Source organism: Streptomyces sp. NPDC001902 (assembly GCF_042891295.1).
Classification (GTDB): domain Bacteria; phylum Actinomycetota; class Actinomycetes; order Streptomycetales; family Streptomycetaceae; genus Actinacidiphila.
In genome coordinates, this window is record NZ_JBIATA010000007.1 from 264,123 (window position 1) to 280,245 (window position 16,123).

Sequence of the window (16,123 nt, forward strand, 5' to 3'; positions counted from 1 at the left end):
CCCCACCCAGCCCATCAGCTCCGTGCCGTAGCCTGCGGCGCGAGCCGTCACGACGAGGGAGGACGAGACCGTGGCCGGTACCCCCGGAAGCCCAGGCACACCTGGTACCCCCGGCACACCGCGCGTACTGCGGGCGATGAACGACCGCGCCGCGCTCGACCTGCTCATCGAACACGGCCCGCTCTCCCGTACCCGGATCGGCAAGCTCACCGGCCTGTCCAAGCCCACCGCCTCCCAGCTGCTCGCCCGTCTCGAAGCGGCCGGGCTGGTCCTCGCAACCGGCACGACGGCCGGGCGCCCGGGGCCCAACGCCCAGCTGTACGCGGTCAACCCCGCGGCCGCGCACGTCGCCGGCCTCGACGTGACGACCGAGCGCATCCGTGCCGCCGTCGCCGACATCACCGGCCGGGTGACCGGCGTGTTCGAGCTCGCCGCCCCCGGCCGCGGCCGGCGCGGCCAGGGCGGCCAGGGCGGCGCCGTCGAGCAGGTCGTCCAGGCCGTCGACGGCGCGGTGAAGGCGGCCGGGCTGCACCGCACCGACCTGCACCGGATCGTCGTCGGCACCCCCGGCGCCTTCGACCCCAGCACCGGCCGGCTGCGCTACGCCAGCCACCTCCCCGGCTGGCACTCCCCCACCCTCCTGGACGACCTGGCCGCCGCCCTGCCCGTCCCCCTGGAGTACGACAACGACGTGAACCTCGCCGCCGTCGCCGAGCAGCGGCTCGGCGCGGCCCGGGACCACGACGACTTCGTCCTGCTGTGGAACGAGGAGGGCATCGGCGCGGCCATCGTGATCGGCGGCCGGCTGCACCGCGGCTGGACCGGCGGTGCCGGCGAGGTCGGCTTCATGCCGGTGCCGGGGACCCCCCTGGTCCGGCACGTCGCCAAGGCCAACGCCGGCGGCTTCCAGGAACTGGCCGGCTGCAACGCGGTGCTGCGCATCGCGCGGGAACTGGGACTCGCCGTGCCACGGGGCACCCAGGCCGAGGGCGCCTCGGCGCTGCTCGCCGCGGCGGCGGGGACCGGCGACGACGCGCACGCGGAGCTGCTGCGGCGCTTCGCCACCGGGCTCGCCATCGGGCTGGCCTCGCTGGTGACCGTCCTCGACCCCGAACTGATCGTCCTGGCCGGCGGGGTGATCGCCGCGGGCGGGGAGCCGCTGCGCTCCCTGGTCCAGTCCGAACTGGCCGACCTGGCCGTGCCCCGGCCCCGGCTGGTGCTCGGCGGCGTACCGAACGACCCCGTCCTGTCCGGGGCGCTGCAGAGCGCCCTCGCCACCACCCGCGACGAGGTGTTCGACACCTCGCGCTGAACGCACCGGCCCATCCACCCACCCGCACACGCAGCGGACGGACCCCCCGCGGGTCCCTCCGCCGGTCTCGCACACCCTCGAACCGCCCGAAGTCCCCCGGAGGAAGCGAAGTGTCCGGTTCCACCAAGACGGCCGCGGCCGCCGTCGCAGCCGCCGCCGCGATAACCCTGCTGACGAGCGCGTGCACGGGCTCCGGCAACAACACCGCAGGCGACGACCCCAGCAAGGACGTGACCATCACCTTCTGGCACGGCTGGTCCGCGCCGAGCGAGGTGAAGGCGATCGACGCCAACGTCAAGGCGTTCGAGAAGGCCCACCCCAACATCCACGTCAAGGTGCAGGGCAACATCACCGACGACAAGATCAACCAGGCGCTGCGGGCCGGCGGCCCCAACGCCCCGGACGTCGTCTCCTCCTTCACCACCGACAACGTCGGCAAGTTCTGCTCGTCCAACGCCTTCGCCGACCTGGACCCGTTCCTGAAGAAGTCCGGCATCGACCCGGCCGCGACCTTCCCCAAGCCGATGCTGGAGTACACCCAGTTCGAGGGGAAGCGCTGCACGCTGCCGCTGCTCGGCGACGCCTACGGGCTGTACTACAACAAGGACGCCTTCAAGGCCGCCGGGATCACCTCCCCGCCGAAGACCCTCTCGGAGTTCAAGGCCGACGCGGTCAAGCTCACCAAGAGCAAGGGCGACTCCTACTCCCAGCTCGGATTCATGCCGAACTTCCACGGCTACGAGTCCACCACCACGCACCTGGCCGCGCAGTGGGGCGCGAAGTACTTCGACGCCGACGGCAAGTCCGGCGTCGCCAAGGACCCGGGCTTCGCGGCCATGTTCACCTGGCAGCAGGACATGGTGAAGGCGCTCGGCGGCTTCAAGAAGCTGGAGAAGTACCGGTCGGGCTTCGGTGACGAGTGGGGCGCCAAGAACCCCTTCCACACCGGCCAGGTGACCATGGCCATCGACGGCGAGTGGCGGGCCGGCATGGCCGGGGAGGCGGGCACGAAGTTCGAGATCGGCGTCGCCCCCTTCCCCGTGCCGGACGACCAGGCCGACACCTACGGCAAGGGCTACCTGTCGGGCACGATCATCGGCGTCGCCAACACCAGCGCCAAGAAGAACGCTGCCTGGGAGCTGGTGAAGTACATGACCACCGACACCCACGCGGTGGTGAGCTTCGCCAACGCCATCCACAACGTGCCGTCCACGCTGGCCGCGCTGAAGTCCCCGGAGCTGGACGCCGATCCCCTCTTCCGCACCTTCGTTGAGATCGCGCAGAACCCCAACAGCACCACCACCCCCGCGAGCGTCAACGGCGGCACCTACCAGCTGACGCTGCAGGACTTCGGCTACGCCTACGAGGCGGGCAAGCAGACCGACCTGGCCGCCGGCCTCAAGGGCGTCGACGAGCAGGTCGACAAGGACATCGCGCAGGCCCGCTGATGAGCACCGTCCACCCGATGCTGAGGGCGAAGCGCCGCCGCGAGGCGCTTCGCACCCTCGCCTTCCTCTCGCCCTGGTTGATCGGCTTCAGCGTCTTCTTCGCCTACCCGCTGGTCTCGACCGTCTACTTCTCCTTCATGAAGTACGACGGCTTCACCGCCCCGACCTGGAACGGCCTCAAGAACTGGTCGTACGTCTTCAACGACTACCCGTTCTTCTGGCCGGCGCTGCGCAACACCCTGTGGCTGGTCGTCGTCATGGTCAGCCTGCGGGTCGTGTTCGGGCTCGGGATCGGGCTGCTGATCACGAAGATCAAGACGGGCGCGGGGCTGTTCCGCACCGCCTTCTACCTGCCCTACCTGGCCCCGCCGGTGGCCGCGACCATGGCCTTCGCCTTCCTGCTCAACCCCGGCACCGGGCCGGTCAACCACCTGCTGGGCAGCGCCGGGCTGCCGGCGCCCGGCTGGTTCAACGACCCGTCCTGGTCCAAGCCCGCCCTCACGCTGCTGGCCCTGTGGGGCATCGGCGACCTCATGGTCATCTTCATGGCGGCGCTGCTCGACGTGCCCAAGGAGCAGTACGAGGCCGCCGAGCTGGACGGCGCCGGCCCCTGGTCGCGGTTCCGCTACGTCACGCTGCCGAACATCTCGCCCATCGTGATGTTCACCGTCGTGACCGGGGTGATCCAGACGATGCAGTACTACACACAGCCCCTGGTCGCCGGGAAGGTCGCCAGCGGCATCATCGGCGGCTCCGGCCAGCAGTTCGAACCCGGCTACCCGGAGAAGTCCACGCTGACCCTGCCGCAACTGGTCTACAACCTCGGCTTCCAGCGCTTCGACACCGGCTCGGCCTGTGTGATCGCCCTCGTGCTCTTCGCGCTCTCCATGGCCTTCACCGCGCTCCTGATGCGCCGCCGCAGCGGCTTCCTGACGGCGGAGGACTGACACCCATGACGACCCACGCGACCCTCGCCCCCTCCTCCCCGGCGTCCGCCACCGGACTCCCCTCCGGTGCGCGGCGCACCGCGGCCCGCAAGGCGGCGCTGCACTGGATCGCGGTGCACGCCCTCGGCATCGCCGCCGCGCTCTTCTTCGTCCTGCCGTTCGTCTTCGTCTTCCTCACCGCGGTGATGAGCGACAACCAGGCCCTCACCCGCGACCTGTGGCCCAGGACCTGGGAGTGGGGCAACTTCGGCACCGTCTGGGACGCCCCGGGTTTCCTCACCTGGTGGCGCAACACCCTGCTGTACGCGGGCCTCGGGACCGTGCTGACCGTCGTGTCCAGCACGCCGGTCGCCTACGCGCTGGCCAAGTTCCGCTTCCGCGGGCGGAACCTGTCGATGATGCTGGTGATCTCCACGATGATGCTGCCCCCGCAGGTCGTCATCGTGCCCATGTACCTGTTCTGGGCGAAGCAGCTGCACCTGTCGGGCACGCTGTGGCCGCTGATCATCCCGATGGCCTTCGGCGACGCGTTCACCATCTTCCTGCTGCGGCAGTTCCTGCTCACCATCCCCAAGGAGTACACGGACGCGGCGAAGGTCGACGGCTGCGGCGAACTGCGCACGATGCTGAGCGTCGTGCTCCCGATGGCCAAGCCCGCCATCGCCGCGGTGGCGCTGTTCCAGTTCTTCTACTGCTGGAACGACTACTTCGGCCCGCAGATCTACGCGAGCGAGAACCCGGCCGCCTGGACCCTGAGCTACGGCCTGGAGTCCTTCAAGGGCGCCCACCACACCAACTGGAACCTGACGATGGCCGCCACGGTGCTGGTCATGGCACCCGTGATCGTCGTCTTCTTCTTCGCGCAAAAGGCCTTCATCGAAGGCGTGACGTTGACGGGAGTCAAAGGATGAAGCTGGCGGTCGTGGGCGGCGGGTCCACGTACACCCCGGAACTCATCGACGGTTTCGCCCGGTTGCGGGAGACCCTGCCGGTCGAGGAGCTGGTCCTGGTCGACCCCGCCGAGGACCGGCTGCGGCTGGTCGGCGGGCTCGCCCGGCGGATCTTCGCCAGGCAGGGCCACCCCGGCACCGTGACCACCACCTCGGACCTGGACGCGGGCGTGGCCGGGGCCGACGCCGTGCTGCTGCAACTGCGCGTGGGCGGACAGGCCGCCCGGGCGCAGGACGAGGCGTGGCCGCTGGAGTGCGGCTGCGTCGGCCAGGAGACCACCGGCGCGGGCGGGCTGGCCAAGGCGCTGCGCACGGTGCCGGTGGTGCTGGACATCGCCGAGCGGGTCCGCCGGGCCGCCCCCGGTGCCTGGATCATCGACTTCACCAACCCGGTCGGCATCGTCACCCGCGCCCTGCTGCAGGCCGGTCACAAGGCCGTCGGACTGTGCAACGTCGCCATCGGCTTCCAGCGGAAGTTCGCCGGGCTCCTCGGCGTGGCGCCCCAGGACGTCCACCTGGACCACGTGGGCCTCAACCACCTCACCTGGGAACGCGGCGTCCGGCTCGGCGGCCCCGCCGGCGAGGACGTCCTGCCGAAGCTGCTCGCCGAGCACGCCGACGCCATCGCCGCCGACCTCCACCTGCCCCGCCCGGTGCTGGACCGGCTGGGCGTGGTGCCCTCGTACTACCTGCGCTACTACTACGCCCACGACGAGGTCGTGCGGGAGATGCGGACCAAGCCGTCCCGGGCCGCCGAGGTGGCCGCCATCGAGGCGGAACTGCTGGGGATGTACGGGGACGAGACCCTCGACGAGAAGCCGGAGCTGCTCTCCCGGCGCGGTGGGGCCTACTACTCCGAGGCCGCCGTGGCCCTCGCCTCCTCCCTCCTGCGGGACACCGGCGACGTCCAGGTCGTCAACACCCTGAACAACGGCACCCTCCCCTTCCTCCCCGACGACGCCGTCATCGAGGTCCCGGCCACCGTGGACGCGAACGGGACGCACCCGCTGCCCGTCCCGCCCCTGGACCCGCTGTTCGGCGGTCTGGTCGCGAACGTCACCGCCTACGAGGACCTGGCGCTGAGCGCCGCCGTGCACGGCGGACGCGACCGGGTCTTCAAGGCCCTGCTCTCGCACCCCCTCGTCGGCCAGTACGAGTACGCCGAGGCCCTGACCGACCGTCTGATCGCGCACAACCGGGAGCACCTCGCGTGGGCCTGAACCCTCTCGTCGTCGACGGGGTGCTCGCCGTCGACGCGGGCAACAGCAAGACCGACGTCGCCCTCGTCGCCGCCGACGGGACGGTGCTGGGCACCGCCCGCGGCGGCGGGTTCCAGCCGCAGATCGTCGGCACCGAGGCGGCGGTCGAGGTGATCGCCCGCATCGTCGAGCGGGCCGCCGACGCCGCCGGCCTCGCCCCGCGGCCCGGGGAGCCGCTGGTGCGGCACGTCTCCGCGTGCCTGGCCAACGCCGACCTCCCCGTGGAGGAGCAGCAGCTCGAACTCGCCGTCCACGCCCGGGGCTGGGGCGGGACCACCCGTGTCGCCAACGACACCTTCGCCCTCCTGCGCGCGGGCGTCGACGGGCCGCGCGGGGTCGCCGTGGTGTGCGGCGCCGGCATCAACTGCGCGGGCATGCTCCCGGACGGGCGCACGGCCCGCTTCCCGGCCATCGGCCACCTGTCCGGCGACTGGGGCGGCGGGGCGGGCCTGGCCGACGAGGCCCTGTGGTGGGCGGCGCGCGCCGAGGACGGCCGCGGCGGCGCCACCGCGCTCGCCGCCGCGCTGCCCGGGCACTTCGGGCTGACCTCGATGTACGCCCTGATCGAGGCCCTGCACCTGGGCCACCTCGCGATCTCCCGCAAGCACGAGCTGACCCCCGTCCTCTTCGCGACCGCGCAGGCTGGCGACCCGGTCGCCCGGGCCATCGTGGAGCGGCAGGCCGAGGAGATCGTGGTCATGGCCACGGTCGCGCTGCGCCGGCTCGGCCTGCTCGACGAGGAGACCGACGTCGTCCTCGGCGGCGGAGTGCTGGCCGCCCGCCACCCCTTGCTGATGAACTCCGTGACCTCCCTGCTGGCCGCCGCGGCGCCCAAGGCCGTCCCCAAGGTGGTGACCTCCCCGCCGGTGCTGGGCGCCGCCCTGCTGGGCCTGGACGCCACCGGCGCGGCGGCGCAGGCGCACGCCCGGCTGCGGGCGCACTACGCATCGGTGGGCTCCGTGTCATAACCGGCGCGCACGCCGGGGGAACCGAACGCCCTCCCCCGTGCGTGGTGAGCTGCGAGGGGGCGGCGCGCGGGGGGACCAGGCGGGCGGCGGACGGGCTGTACGGACGGCAAGATCCACGCAATCCCTGGGTGGATGCCGGTGACGACGGCCATACTGCTGGTCATGGGCTCGTCGCGCGTACGCGCGGGGGAACGGGTCGGGGGGAGGGCCGGCAGGTGACACGGACGCCGATGGAGACGCAGTCGCCGACCGTGCGGGCGGACACGCCCGCACCCGGCGGCAGGCGGCCACGGGCATGGGTGGAGCAACTACGGGTGTGGCGCGCCGCGGCCACCACGGAACCGGGACGGCTGCGGATCATCGGGGCGCTGCTGGCCCTGCTCGTCGTCGCCTTCGGCGCCGTGACGGCGTGGCAGATCACCGATCGCGCCGCCGCGGCCGACGACGTGATCCACCACAGCGAGCCGCTGAGCGCCCGGGCCGCGGACATCTACCGCTCGCTCGCCGACGCGGACGCCACCGCCGCCGGCGGCTTCCTCGCCGGCGGCGACGACCCCGCGCAGGACCGCGAGCGGTACACCCGGGACATCGAGATCGCCTCGCGGAACATCGCCGACGCCGCGGCCAGTTCCGAGGACTCCGCCCAGGCGCAGGCACGCCTGGAGCGGCTGAACCAGCGGCTGTCGGTCTACACCGGCCTGGTCGAACGGGCCCGCGCCAACAACCGCCAGGGCTTCCCGGTCGGCGGGGCGTACCTGCGGCGCGCCAACAAGATGATGAGCGAGGAGATCCTCCCGGACGCCAAGCAGCTGTGGACGATCGAGACCGCACGGCTGGGCGAGGACTACCAGGACGCCAAGGCCCTGCCGCTGGCCGCCTGGGGCCTCGGCCTCGTCGCGCTGGTCGCACTGGTGTGGGCGCAGCGGCGCTCGTACCGGCGGACCCACCGGGTGTTCAACCCGGGCATGCTGGCCGGCACGGTGGCCACCGCCGTGGTGCTGCTGTGGCTGGTCGCCGGGCACGGCGTCGCCCGTGCCCAACTGGACGACTCCTACGCGCACGGCGCGCGGTCGCTGCAGGTCCTCAACGAGGCCCGGATCCAGACCCTGCAGGCCCGGGGCAACGAGAACCTGACGCTCGTGGCCCGCGGCGGCGGGGACGCCTACAGCACGGCGTACGACAAGCAACTGCAGGGCCTGGCGGGCACGGACGCCGACGGGCGGACGGGCCTGCTGGCGCGGGCGCTCGACCTCGCCGACGACGACCAGGGCCGCAAGAGCATCACGTCCGCGATGAAGGCCGCGAAGGCCTGGTGGGGACTGCACGGCGAGGCCCGCGAGAAGGACGACGCGGGCAACTACCTGGACGCCGTGGCCCAGACGATCGGCGGCACGTACGAGAACGGGCAGCGGCCCGAGCAGTTCACCGGCTTCTGCTTCGACGAGGTCGACAACAACCTCGCCGACGCCGTCGACCACGAGCAGCAGGAGTTCGAACGGGCGGCCGCCGACGGGCGCGGCGCGCTGGACGGGCTGGTGGCGGGTGCCGCGCTGCTGGCGGTGCTCGGCGCCGCGGGCGCGGTGCTCGGCATCGGGCGCCGGCTGTCGGAGTACCGGTGAGCGGGGGGAGGCGGCTGATGGGACGCCAGGAGCGTGGTTGGCGCGTGCGGGGCTGGGCGGCCGTGGTCTCGGCGGCCGCGTTGTGCGCGGCAGCGGCCGCCGGCGCCGCGCTGCCGCTGCAGGACGGCACGTCCGGGGACGGGGACCGGGACCGGCCCGGGGCACGGGCGGCGGCCACCGGGACGCCGGCCGCCGCGCCGGGGAAGGCCACGGCCGACGACGACTGCAGCGGCCACCCGGAGGCGAGTCTGCGGCCGTCCTCCGCGAGCGGACCGGCGATCGAACGGATCAAGAAGCGCGGCAAACTGGTCATCGGGGTCGACCAGAACGGCTACCGCTGGAGCTACCGCGACCCGGTCTCCCGGAAGATCGTCGGCTTCGACATCGACCTGGCCAAGGCCATCGCCAAGGACATCCTCGGCAGCGAGGACGCGATCCTCTACAAGACCGTGCCGACCGCCAAGCGCTTCGACGCTGTCAACAACCGTGACGTGGACCTGCTGGTGCGCACCGTGAGCATCACCTGCGAACGGATCAAGGAGAAGCACATCGCCTTCTCCACCGCCTACTTCGAGGCGGGGCAGCAACTGCTGGTCCCCCGCCAGGGGTCCACCATCAAGGGGTTCGACTCCTCCGTGGAGGGGAAACGGATCTGCGTCGCCCAGGGGAGCACCGGGCAGGCCGAGCTGGAGAAGGAGAAGGAGCGGCTGCAGCCCCGCGTCCTGCTCGTGGCGAACCAGCTGGACTGCCTGGTGATGCTGCAACTCGGCGAGGCGGACGCCGTCTTCACCGACAACGCGCTGGCCGCCGGCCAGGCCGCCCAGGACCCGGCGGTGCGGCTGGTGGGCACCCCGGTCACCACCGAGTACTACGGCGTGGCGATGAACGAGAAGGACACCGACCTGGTGCGCCGGGTCAACAGGGTGCTGGAGGACTACCGCAGCGGTGGCGCGGACAGTCCTTGGATGCAGGCGTACCGTACCTGGCTGGAGGCGGACCTTCCGGGCATCGAGGGGCCGCCGGAACCGCTCTACAAGGACTGACGCCAAGCACGGGGACCGGCGGGAGAGAAGGAAGGTGCGATGGCGGTCGCGGGACCATCCGGACCGGCGATGAGCCGTGAGGACGCCGACCGTGCCCTGGCACGGCTCTGTGACGAGCGGGACGCGATCGAGGCGTCCCTGCTCGCGCTGCAGGACCACTCCGGCCGCAGGCTGCTGGAGGGCGCGGCGCTGAGCGGTGCCACCAAGGAGCGCTGGGCCGCGGCCGAGCAGGCCGTCGCCCTGCTGTGGGCGCACTTCGACACGTACACGGAGGCCCTCGTCACCGCCCGGGCCCTGCGCGGCCGGCGCCGCTGGCCCACCCAGAGCGAACTGCGGGAACTGACCGAGCTGCTGCGCGGCTCCGGCGTGACCGTCTCCGGCGGCGCCGTGCCGGAGGCGGCACGGGGCCTGACGGGTCCGGCCCGGCTGAGCGAACGGGTCAGCCTGGAGCAGCTGCTGGCGCGGATGAACGAGTGGTACGCGCAGGTGATGGACGTGGTGTCCGCAGCCGACGCGGTGTGGTCGGCGCTGCCCGCGCGCATCGACCTGCTGATCGCGGAGGCGCAGCGGGTCCGTTCGCTCGCCGAGTCCGTCGGGGTGCGCCCCGGCACCCACCCCTCGGGCGACGACCTGGCGGGGATGCTGGACTCGCTGGCGGCGCTGCGCGCCGAGGTGGTCTCCGACCCGCTCGCCTTCTGGTCCGGCGGCCGGCCCGACACCGGGCGCTACGACCGGGCCGGGCGGACCCTGGAGGACATACGGCGTGAGGTCGAGGCCGTGCTGCACGTCCGCGACGACGCCGACCACCGGCTGATGCGGCTGCGGGACGTCCTGTCGCGCGCCGACCGCACCCTCACCGAGGCGCGCAGCGCCCGGGTCGAGGTGCTCGCCAAGATCGCGGCCTCGGAGGTGCCCGCGGTGAGCGGGGCGCCGGTCGCGCTGCACGATCAGCTCTCCGCCGCGGTCGACTTCCGCAGGACCGGCCAGTGGCACCGTCTCTCCCCGCTGCTGGACGGCCTCGAACAGCGCGCGGACGACGAACTGCTGCGCGCCCGCGAGTCGCTGACCGCGGTCACCGCGCCGCTGGCCGTCCGCGCCGAGCTGCGCGGCCGGCTCGACGCGTACCGGGCGAAGGTGGCGCGTCACGGGATGGCGGAGGACCCGCTCCTGATGGAGCGGTACGACCACGCACGGCGTCTCCTGTGGAGCGCCCCGTGCGACCTGCGCGCCGCGGAGCACGCGGTGCTGCGCTATCAGCAGGCCGTTGCCGAGCTGCTGGTGCCGGGGCAGGCGGGACCTGCCGACCACAGGGGGGATGCACGATGAACTGCCAGCGTCCGGGCTGCGACGGGACGATCGAGGACGTCGGCGGCGGTGAGCTGTTCTGCGACACGTGCGGGCTGGCGCCGCTCGCCGCGGCGGCGGGTACGGCCGCCGGCCCGGGCGGGGGCGGGGGCTCGTCGAAGCCGTCGCAGCCGTCGCGGGCCGCGGGGACCGGACCGGGTTCCGCAGCCTCCTCGCGCTCGTCGCGGACCTCGGGCTCGTCCCGCTCCTCGCGCCGTTCGGTGTCGGGGCGGCTGTCCCGTTCGCTCAGCGGCACCACGAGCGGTGCCGCCTCCGTCTCCGTGCGCAGTTCGCGCTCCGGCTCCAGCGGACCGACCCGCGGCAAGCTGGGCGCCGGCCTGGTGACCGTACCGCCCATCCCCCGGCCGGACCCGGCCGCCGCGGTGCTGCACGACCCGCAGGTCCCCGAGCGGAAGCGGTTCTGCAGCAAGGGCGACTGCGGGGCGCCGGTCGGACGCAGCCGCGGCGACCGGGCCGGGCGCACCGAGGGCTTCTGCACCAAGTGCGGTCACCCGTACTCGTTCACGCCCAAGCTGCGGGCGGGCGACGTGGTGCACGGCCAGTACGAGGTCGTGGGCTGCCTGGCGCACGGCGGCCTGGGCTGGATCTACCTGGCCGTGGACCGGGCGGTCAGCGACCGCTGGGTGGTGCTCAAGGGCCTGCTCGACACCGGTGACGAGGACGCGCTGGCCGCGGCGGTCTCCGAGCGCCGCTTCCTCGCCGAGATCGAGCACCCCAACATCGTGCGGATCTACAACTTCGTCGAGCACCTCGACCCGCGGGGCGGCACCCTCGACGGCTACATCGTCATGGAGTACGTCGGCGGCAAGTCCCTCAAGGAGATCGCCAACGAGCGTCGCAGCGCCGACGGAAGACGCGAGCCGCTCCCCGTCGACCAGGCCATCGCCTACGCGATCGAGGCGCTGGACGCCCTCGGCCACCTGCACAGCCGCAACCTGCTCTACTGCGACTTCAAGGTCGACAACGCCATCCAGACCGAGGACCGGCTGGAACTCATCGACATGGGCGCCGTCCGCAGGATGGACGACCAGGACAGCCCGATCTACGGGACGGTCGGCTACCAGGCGCCCGAGGTGCCCGAGGTCGGCCCGTCCGTCGCCTCGGACCTGTACACGGTGGCGCGGACGCTGGCCGTGCTCACCTTCGACTTCCAGGGCTACACGAACGTCTTCGCGGACAGCCTGCCGGACCCGGACGGCATCGAGGTCTTCTCCCGCTACGAGTCCTTCTACCGGCTGCTGGTCCGTGCCACCGACCCCGACCCGGGCCGGCGCTTCGGCTCGGCGGAGGAGATGAGCGAGCAGCTGCTGGGCGTGCTGCGCGAGGTCGTCGCGCTCGGCACCGGCAAGCCGCGGCCCGCGCTTTCCACCCTGTTCGGCCCGGAACTGCGGGTGGTCGACACCGAGTTGCTGGCGGCCGCCGAGGACGCCTCCACCCTGGGCGGCCGCGGCGCGAACGGTACGAACGGCGACCGCAGGGGCGCCGCGCCCGCCCTGCCCGCCGCGACGGCCGCCGCTCCCGCCCTGCCCCCGTCGCCGGCACCGGTGCCCGGCCCCGGCGGGTACGCCGCGACCGTGCCGGGCACCCCGTTCACCGTGCCCGCCCAGCGGACCGCCCCGCCGGCCCTGGCGGCCGGGCCCGCCGTCTCGCCGCTCGACGTACCGGCCGCGGCGCTCTCGCTGCCCGTGCCGCACGTCGACCCCGCCGACCCCAACGCCGGTTTCCTGGCCGGACTCGCGGCCGCCGCGCCGTCCGAGCTGGTGGCCGCGCTGCAGGCGGCGCCGGTGCGGTCCCCGGAGCTGCGGCTGCGCACCGTGCGCGCCCGGCTCGACAACGACGACGCGCCCACGGCCGTCGAGGAGTTGCGGAGACTGCAGGAGGAGCATCCCGACGACTGGCGCGTGGTGTGGCACCGCGGTCTGGCCGCGCTCGTCACCCGTGACGACGGCACCGCCGCGCTGTCCTTCGACGCGGTCTACGACGCCTTCCCCGGCGAGCCCGCCCCGAAGCTGGCGCTCGGCGTCTGCGCCGAGGTGCTGGGCCAGCTGGACAACGCCGCCGAGTACTACCGGCTGGTGTGGACCACCGACCAGAGCTACGTGAGCGCGGCCTTCGGCCTGGCCCGCGTCCGGCTCGCCGCGGGCGACCGGGCGGGGGCGGTGGCAGCCCTGGAGTCGGTCCCCGAGTCCTCGATCCACTACACGGCCGCGCGGGTGGCGGCCGTCCGCGCGCGGCTGCGCGGACGCGCCCCGCAGGAGCCGCTCCTGGACGACCTGCGCGCAGCGGCCCGGCAGGTCGAGGACCTGCAACGGCTGGGTCTTGACACGCGGTTGCGCGAGCAGCTGTCCACCGAGGTGCTGGGCAGCGCGCTGGACTGGGTGCTGGCCGGACAGCAGGGCGCCGCCGGCGCCCCGTCCGCCGGATCCGCCACGCCCGGGCTCCTGGGCCGGGACCTGGACGAACGGGGGCTGCGCTTCGGCCTGGAACACTCGTACCGGGTACTGGCCCGGCTCGCCGACCAGGGCCGCACAAGGATCGATCTGGTGGAGCGGGCCAACCGCCTCCGCCCCCGGACGTGGGTGTAACCGCCATGCCGCACGAGACCGTTTGCCCGGAGTGCAGCGAGCCTCTGGAACCCGACGACAAGTTCTGCGGCGTCTGCGGCGCCGACCTGTCCGCGCCCCGGCAACCGGACGCGTACGAACTGGCGCCGCCCGACCCCGCCGCCGCCCCCGGACCGCCGGGCGGTGAGCCGGAGTCGTACGAGCTGGCCCCGCCGGGGAGGGACACCGACACGCTCGCCTTCGGCCTGGGCACCGCCGACCTGCCCCGGGCGCGGATCACCGATCCGCGGCTGGACCCGTCCCCGGGCGGGACGTCCGCGGCCTCGCCGCGGTGCGTCGCCTGCGGCATGGGCGACGTCGACGGGGACGGCTACTGCGAGCACTGCGGGCACGCACAGCCCCGGCCCAGGGACCACCAGGAGCAGGAGTGCGACGGCGTGGCCGCCGTGACCGACCGGGGCCTGCGGCACCACCGCAACGAGGACGCCTTCGCGCTGGCGACGACCGCGCTGCCCGACGGCACGCCCGCCGTCGTCGCCGTGGTGTGCGACGGGGTGTCCTCCGCGTACCGTCCCGACGACGCCTCGGAGACGGCCGCGGGCACCGCGAGCACCTCCCTCGTGCGGTCCCTCGCCCGCGGCGCCCACCCCGAGGAGGCGATGCGCGACGCGCTGCTCGTCGCCGCCCAGGCGGTGACCGACCTGGCGGCCGAGACCCCCGAGGAGGAGGCCCGGCGCCACCACAACGCGCCCGCGTGCACCTGCGTCAGTGCGATCACCTCCGGCAAGACCTTCACCGTGGGCTGGATCGGGGACAGCCGTGCCTACTGGATCCCCGACGACCGCTCCACCCCCGCCTCCCGGCTCACCGAGGACGACTCGTGGGCCGAACGCATGGTGACGATGGGCCTGATGACCCAGGCCGAGGCGTACGCGGACGAGCGGGCCCACGCCATCACCGGCTGGCTCGGCGCGGACGCCGTGGAACTGGACCCGCACACCGCTTCCTTCGAACCGGACGAACCGGGTGTAGTGGTGGTGTGCACCGACGGACTGTGGAACTACGCGGAGTCGGCCGCGGAGCTGGCCTCCGTGGTGCCCGAGGACGCCCGCACCCGGCCGCTGACGTGCGCCCGCACGCTGGTCGGGGTCGCCATCGACGGTGGCGGCCACGACAACATCACCGTCGCCGTGCTGCCGTTCCCGGCCGCGTGACCTCTCCCTGATGCTCTCTTCCGAAGGTTGAACAAGCGCAAGGAGCGCACCCGATGGCCAACTTCTCCAAGTCGAACGTGCCGCAGTTCTCCGTCGACATCTACCAGAACGAGTTCCTCCCGGAGGGCGGGCGCGAGGTCAACGCGATCGTCACCGTGACCTCGACCGGCGGCGGCACCACCGGCGGGCTGCCGCTGGCCACCCACGCGCCCGGCGACGTGCCGGGCTCCGCGCCCGGTGCGGCCGTGGTGATCATGGTGGACTGCTCGGGCTCCATGGACTACCCGCCGACCAAGATGCGCAGCGCCCGCGACGCGACCGCCGCCGCCATCGACACCATCCGCGACGGCGTCGCCTTCGCCGTGGTCGCCGGCACCCACCAGGCCAAGGAGGTCTACCCGGCGAACGGCGGTCTGGCCGTCGCCGACCCGGCCACCCGGCACCAGGCCAAGGAGGCGCTGCGCCGCCTCAGTTCGGGCGGCGGCACCGCGATCGGCACCTGGCTGCGGCTGGCCGACCGGCTGCTGGCCACCTCCGACGTGTCGATACGGCACGGCATCCTGCTCACCGACGGCCGCAACGAGCACGAGAAGCCGGAGGTGCTGCGCGCCGCGCTGGACGCCTGCGCGGGCCGCTTCACCTGCGACGCGCGTGGCGTCGGCACCGACTGGGAGGTCAAGGAGCTGACCGGGATCGCCTCCGCGCTGCTCGGCACGGTGGACATCGTCGCCGACCCGTCCGGGCTCGAGGCGGACTTCCGGCAGATGATGGAGACCGCGATGGGCAAGGAGGTCGCGGACGTGGCCCTGCGCCTGTGGACCCCGCAGGGCGCGGAGATCCGGTACGTCAAGCAGGTCGCGCCGACGGTGGAGGACCTCACCGCCCGCCGCACCGAGGCCGGTCCGCGCGCGGGCGACTACCCGACGGGCTCCTGGGGCGACGAGTCGCGCGACTACCACGTCAACGTGGTGGTGCCGTCGGCCGGCGTCGGCCAGGAGATGCTGGCGGCCCGGATCTCCCTCGTCCTGCCCCAGCCGGACGGCACCGCGCGCGTGCTCGGCCAGGGGCTGGTGCGTGCGGTGTGGACGGACGACATGGCGGCCTCCACGCGGATCAACCCGCAGGTCGCCCACTACACCGGGCAGGCGGAGCTGGCCCAGGTCATCCAGCAGGGCCTGGAGGCCCGCAAGCAGGGCGACCTCGACTCCGCGACCGCCAAGCTCGGCCGGGCGGTGCAGCTGGCCAGCGACTCCGGCAACGAGGACACCGCCAAGCTGCTGGCCAAGGTCGTGGACGTGGTGGACGCGGCGACGGGTACTGTGCGGCTGAAGGCCCGGGTCGCCGACGCGGACGAGATGACCCTCGAGACACGTTCGACGAAGACCGTCCGCGTGAAGAAATAGAGCAGCGGGACAGGGCGGGGCAGAGGGGGAG

The 16,123-nt window shown here is 73.2% G+C and carries 12 protein-coding genes; all 12 read left to right on the forward strand.

The annotated features are described in order from the left end of the window. Positions 1–136: 136 nt before the first annotated feature. Positions 137–1,312, forward strand: a complete 1,176-nt coding sequence (locus ACFYYN_RS15240) for an ROK family transcriptional regulator (protein WP_500546159.1) — start codon at positions 137–139, stop codon at positions 1,310–1,312. A 110-nt stretch (positions 1,313–1,422) separates the two neighbouring features. Further along, entirely contained in the window at positions 1,423–2,760 is a 1,338-nt protein-coding gene (locus tag ACFYYN_RS15245; protein ID WP_500546160.1) for an ABC transporter substrate-binding protein, read from the forward strand. After that, a complete protein-coding gene (locus ACFYYN_RS15250) occupies positions 2,760–3,707 on the forward strand; it encodes a carbohydrate ABC transporter permease (protein ID WP_500546161.1) in 948 nt (315 codons plus the stop codon). Before ACFYYN_RS15245 ends, ACFYYN_RS15250 begins: the two co-directional genes overlap by 1 nt. A 5-nt stretch (positions 3,708–3,712) precedes the next feature. Continuing rightward, complete coding sequence (locus ACFYYN_RS15255; protein WP_500546162.1) at positions 3,713–4,618, forward strand: carbohydrate ABC transporter permease; 906 nt, start codon at positions 3,713–3,715, stop codon at positions 4,616–4,618. Then, a complete protein-coding gene (locus ACFYYN_RS15260; RefSeq protein ID WP_500546163.1) occupies positions 4,615–5,877 on the forward strand; it encodes a 6-phospho-beta-glucosidase in 1,263 nt (420 codons plus the stop codon). Before ACFYYN_RS15255 ends, ACFYYN_RS15260 begins: the two co-directional genes overlap by 4 nt. After that, entirely contained in the window at positions 5,868–6,884 is a 1,017-nt protein-coding gene (locus tag ACFYYN_RS15265) for an N-acetylglucosamine kinase (protein WP_500546164.1), read from the forward strand. Before ACFYYN_RS15260 ends, ACFYYN_RS15265 begins: the two co-directional genes overlap by 10 nt. A gap of 230 nt (positions 6,885–7,114) precedes the next feature. Further along, complete coding sequence (locus tag ACFYYN_RS15270; protein ID WP_500546185.1) at positions 7,115–8,503, forward strand: GlnX family signal transduction membrane protein; 1,389 nt, start codon at positions 7,115–7,117, stop codon at positions 8,501–8,503. A gap of 17 nt (positions 8,504–8,520) precedes the next feature. Next, on the forward strand, positions 8,521–9,546 hold the full coding sequence (locus ACFYYN_RS15275) for a glutamate ABC transporter substrate-binding protein (protein ID WP_500546165.1): 1,026 nt from the start codon (positions 8,521–8,523) through the stop codon (positions 9,544–9,546). A gap of 39 nt (positions 9,547–9,585) precedes the next feature. Continuing rightward, positions 9,586–10,872: a hypothetical protein gene (locus tag ACFYYN_RS15280; RefSeq protein WP_500546166.1), complete on the forward strand. Its 1,287-nt coding sequence runs from the start codon at positions 9,586–9,588 to the stop codon at positions 10,870–10,872. Continuing rightward, the gene (locus ACFYYN_RS15285) at positions 10,869–13,496 is read left to right on the forward strand and encodes a serine/threonine-protein kinase (protein WP_500546167.1); all 2,628 of its coding nucleotides are present in this window, start codon (positions 10,869–10,871) and stop codon (positions 13,494–13,496) included. Before ACFYYN_RS15280 ends, ACFYYN_RS15285 begins: the two co-directional genes overlap by 4 nt. Before the next feature lie 5 nt (positions 13,497–13,501). After that, on the forward strand, positions 13,502–14,689 hold the full coding sequence (locus tag ACFYYN_RS15290; protein ID WP_500546168.1) for a protein phosphatase 2C domain-containing protein: 1,188 nt from the start codon (positions 13,502–13,504) through the stop codon (positions 14,687–14,689). Between the two features lie 53 nt (positions 14,690–14,742). Beyond that, positions 14,743–16,092 (forward strand): vWA domain-containing protein, encoded by a 1,350-nt coding sequence (locus ACFYYN_RS15295; RefSeq protein ID WP_500546169.1) that lies wholly within the window; start codon positions 14,743–14,745, stop codon positions 16,090–16,092. Positions 16,093–16,123: the final 31 nt, after the last annotated feature.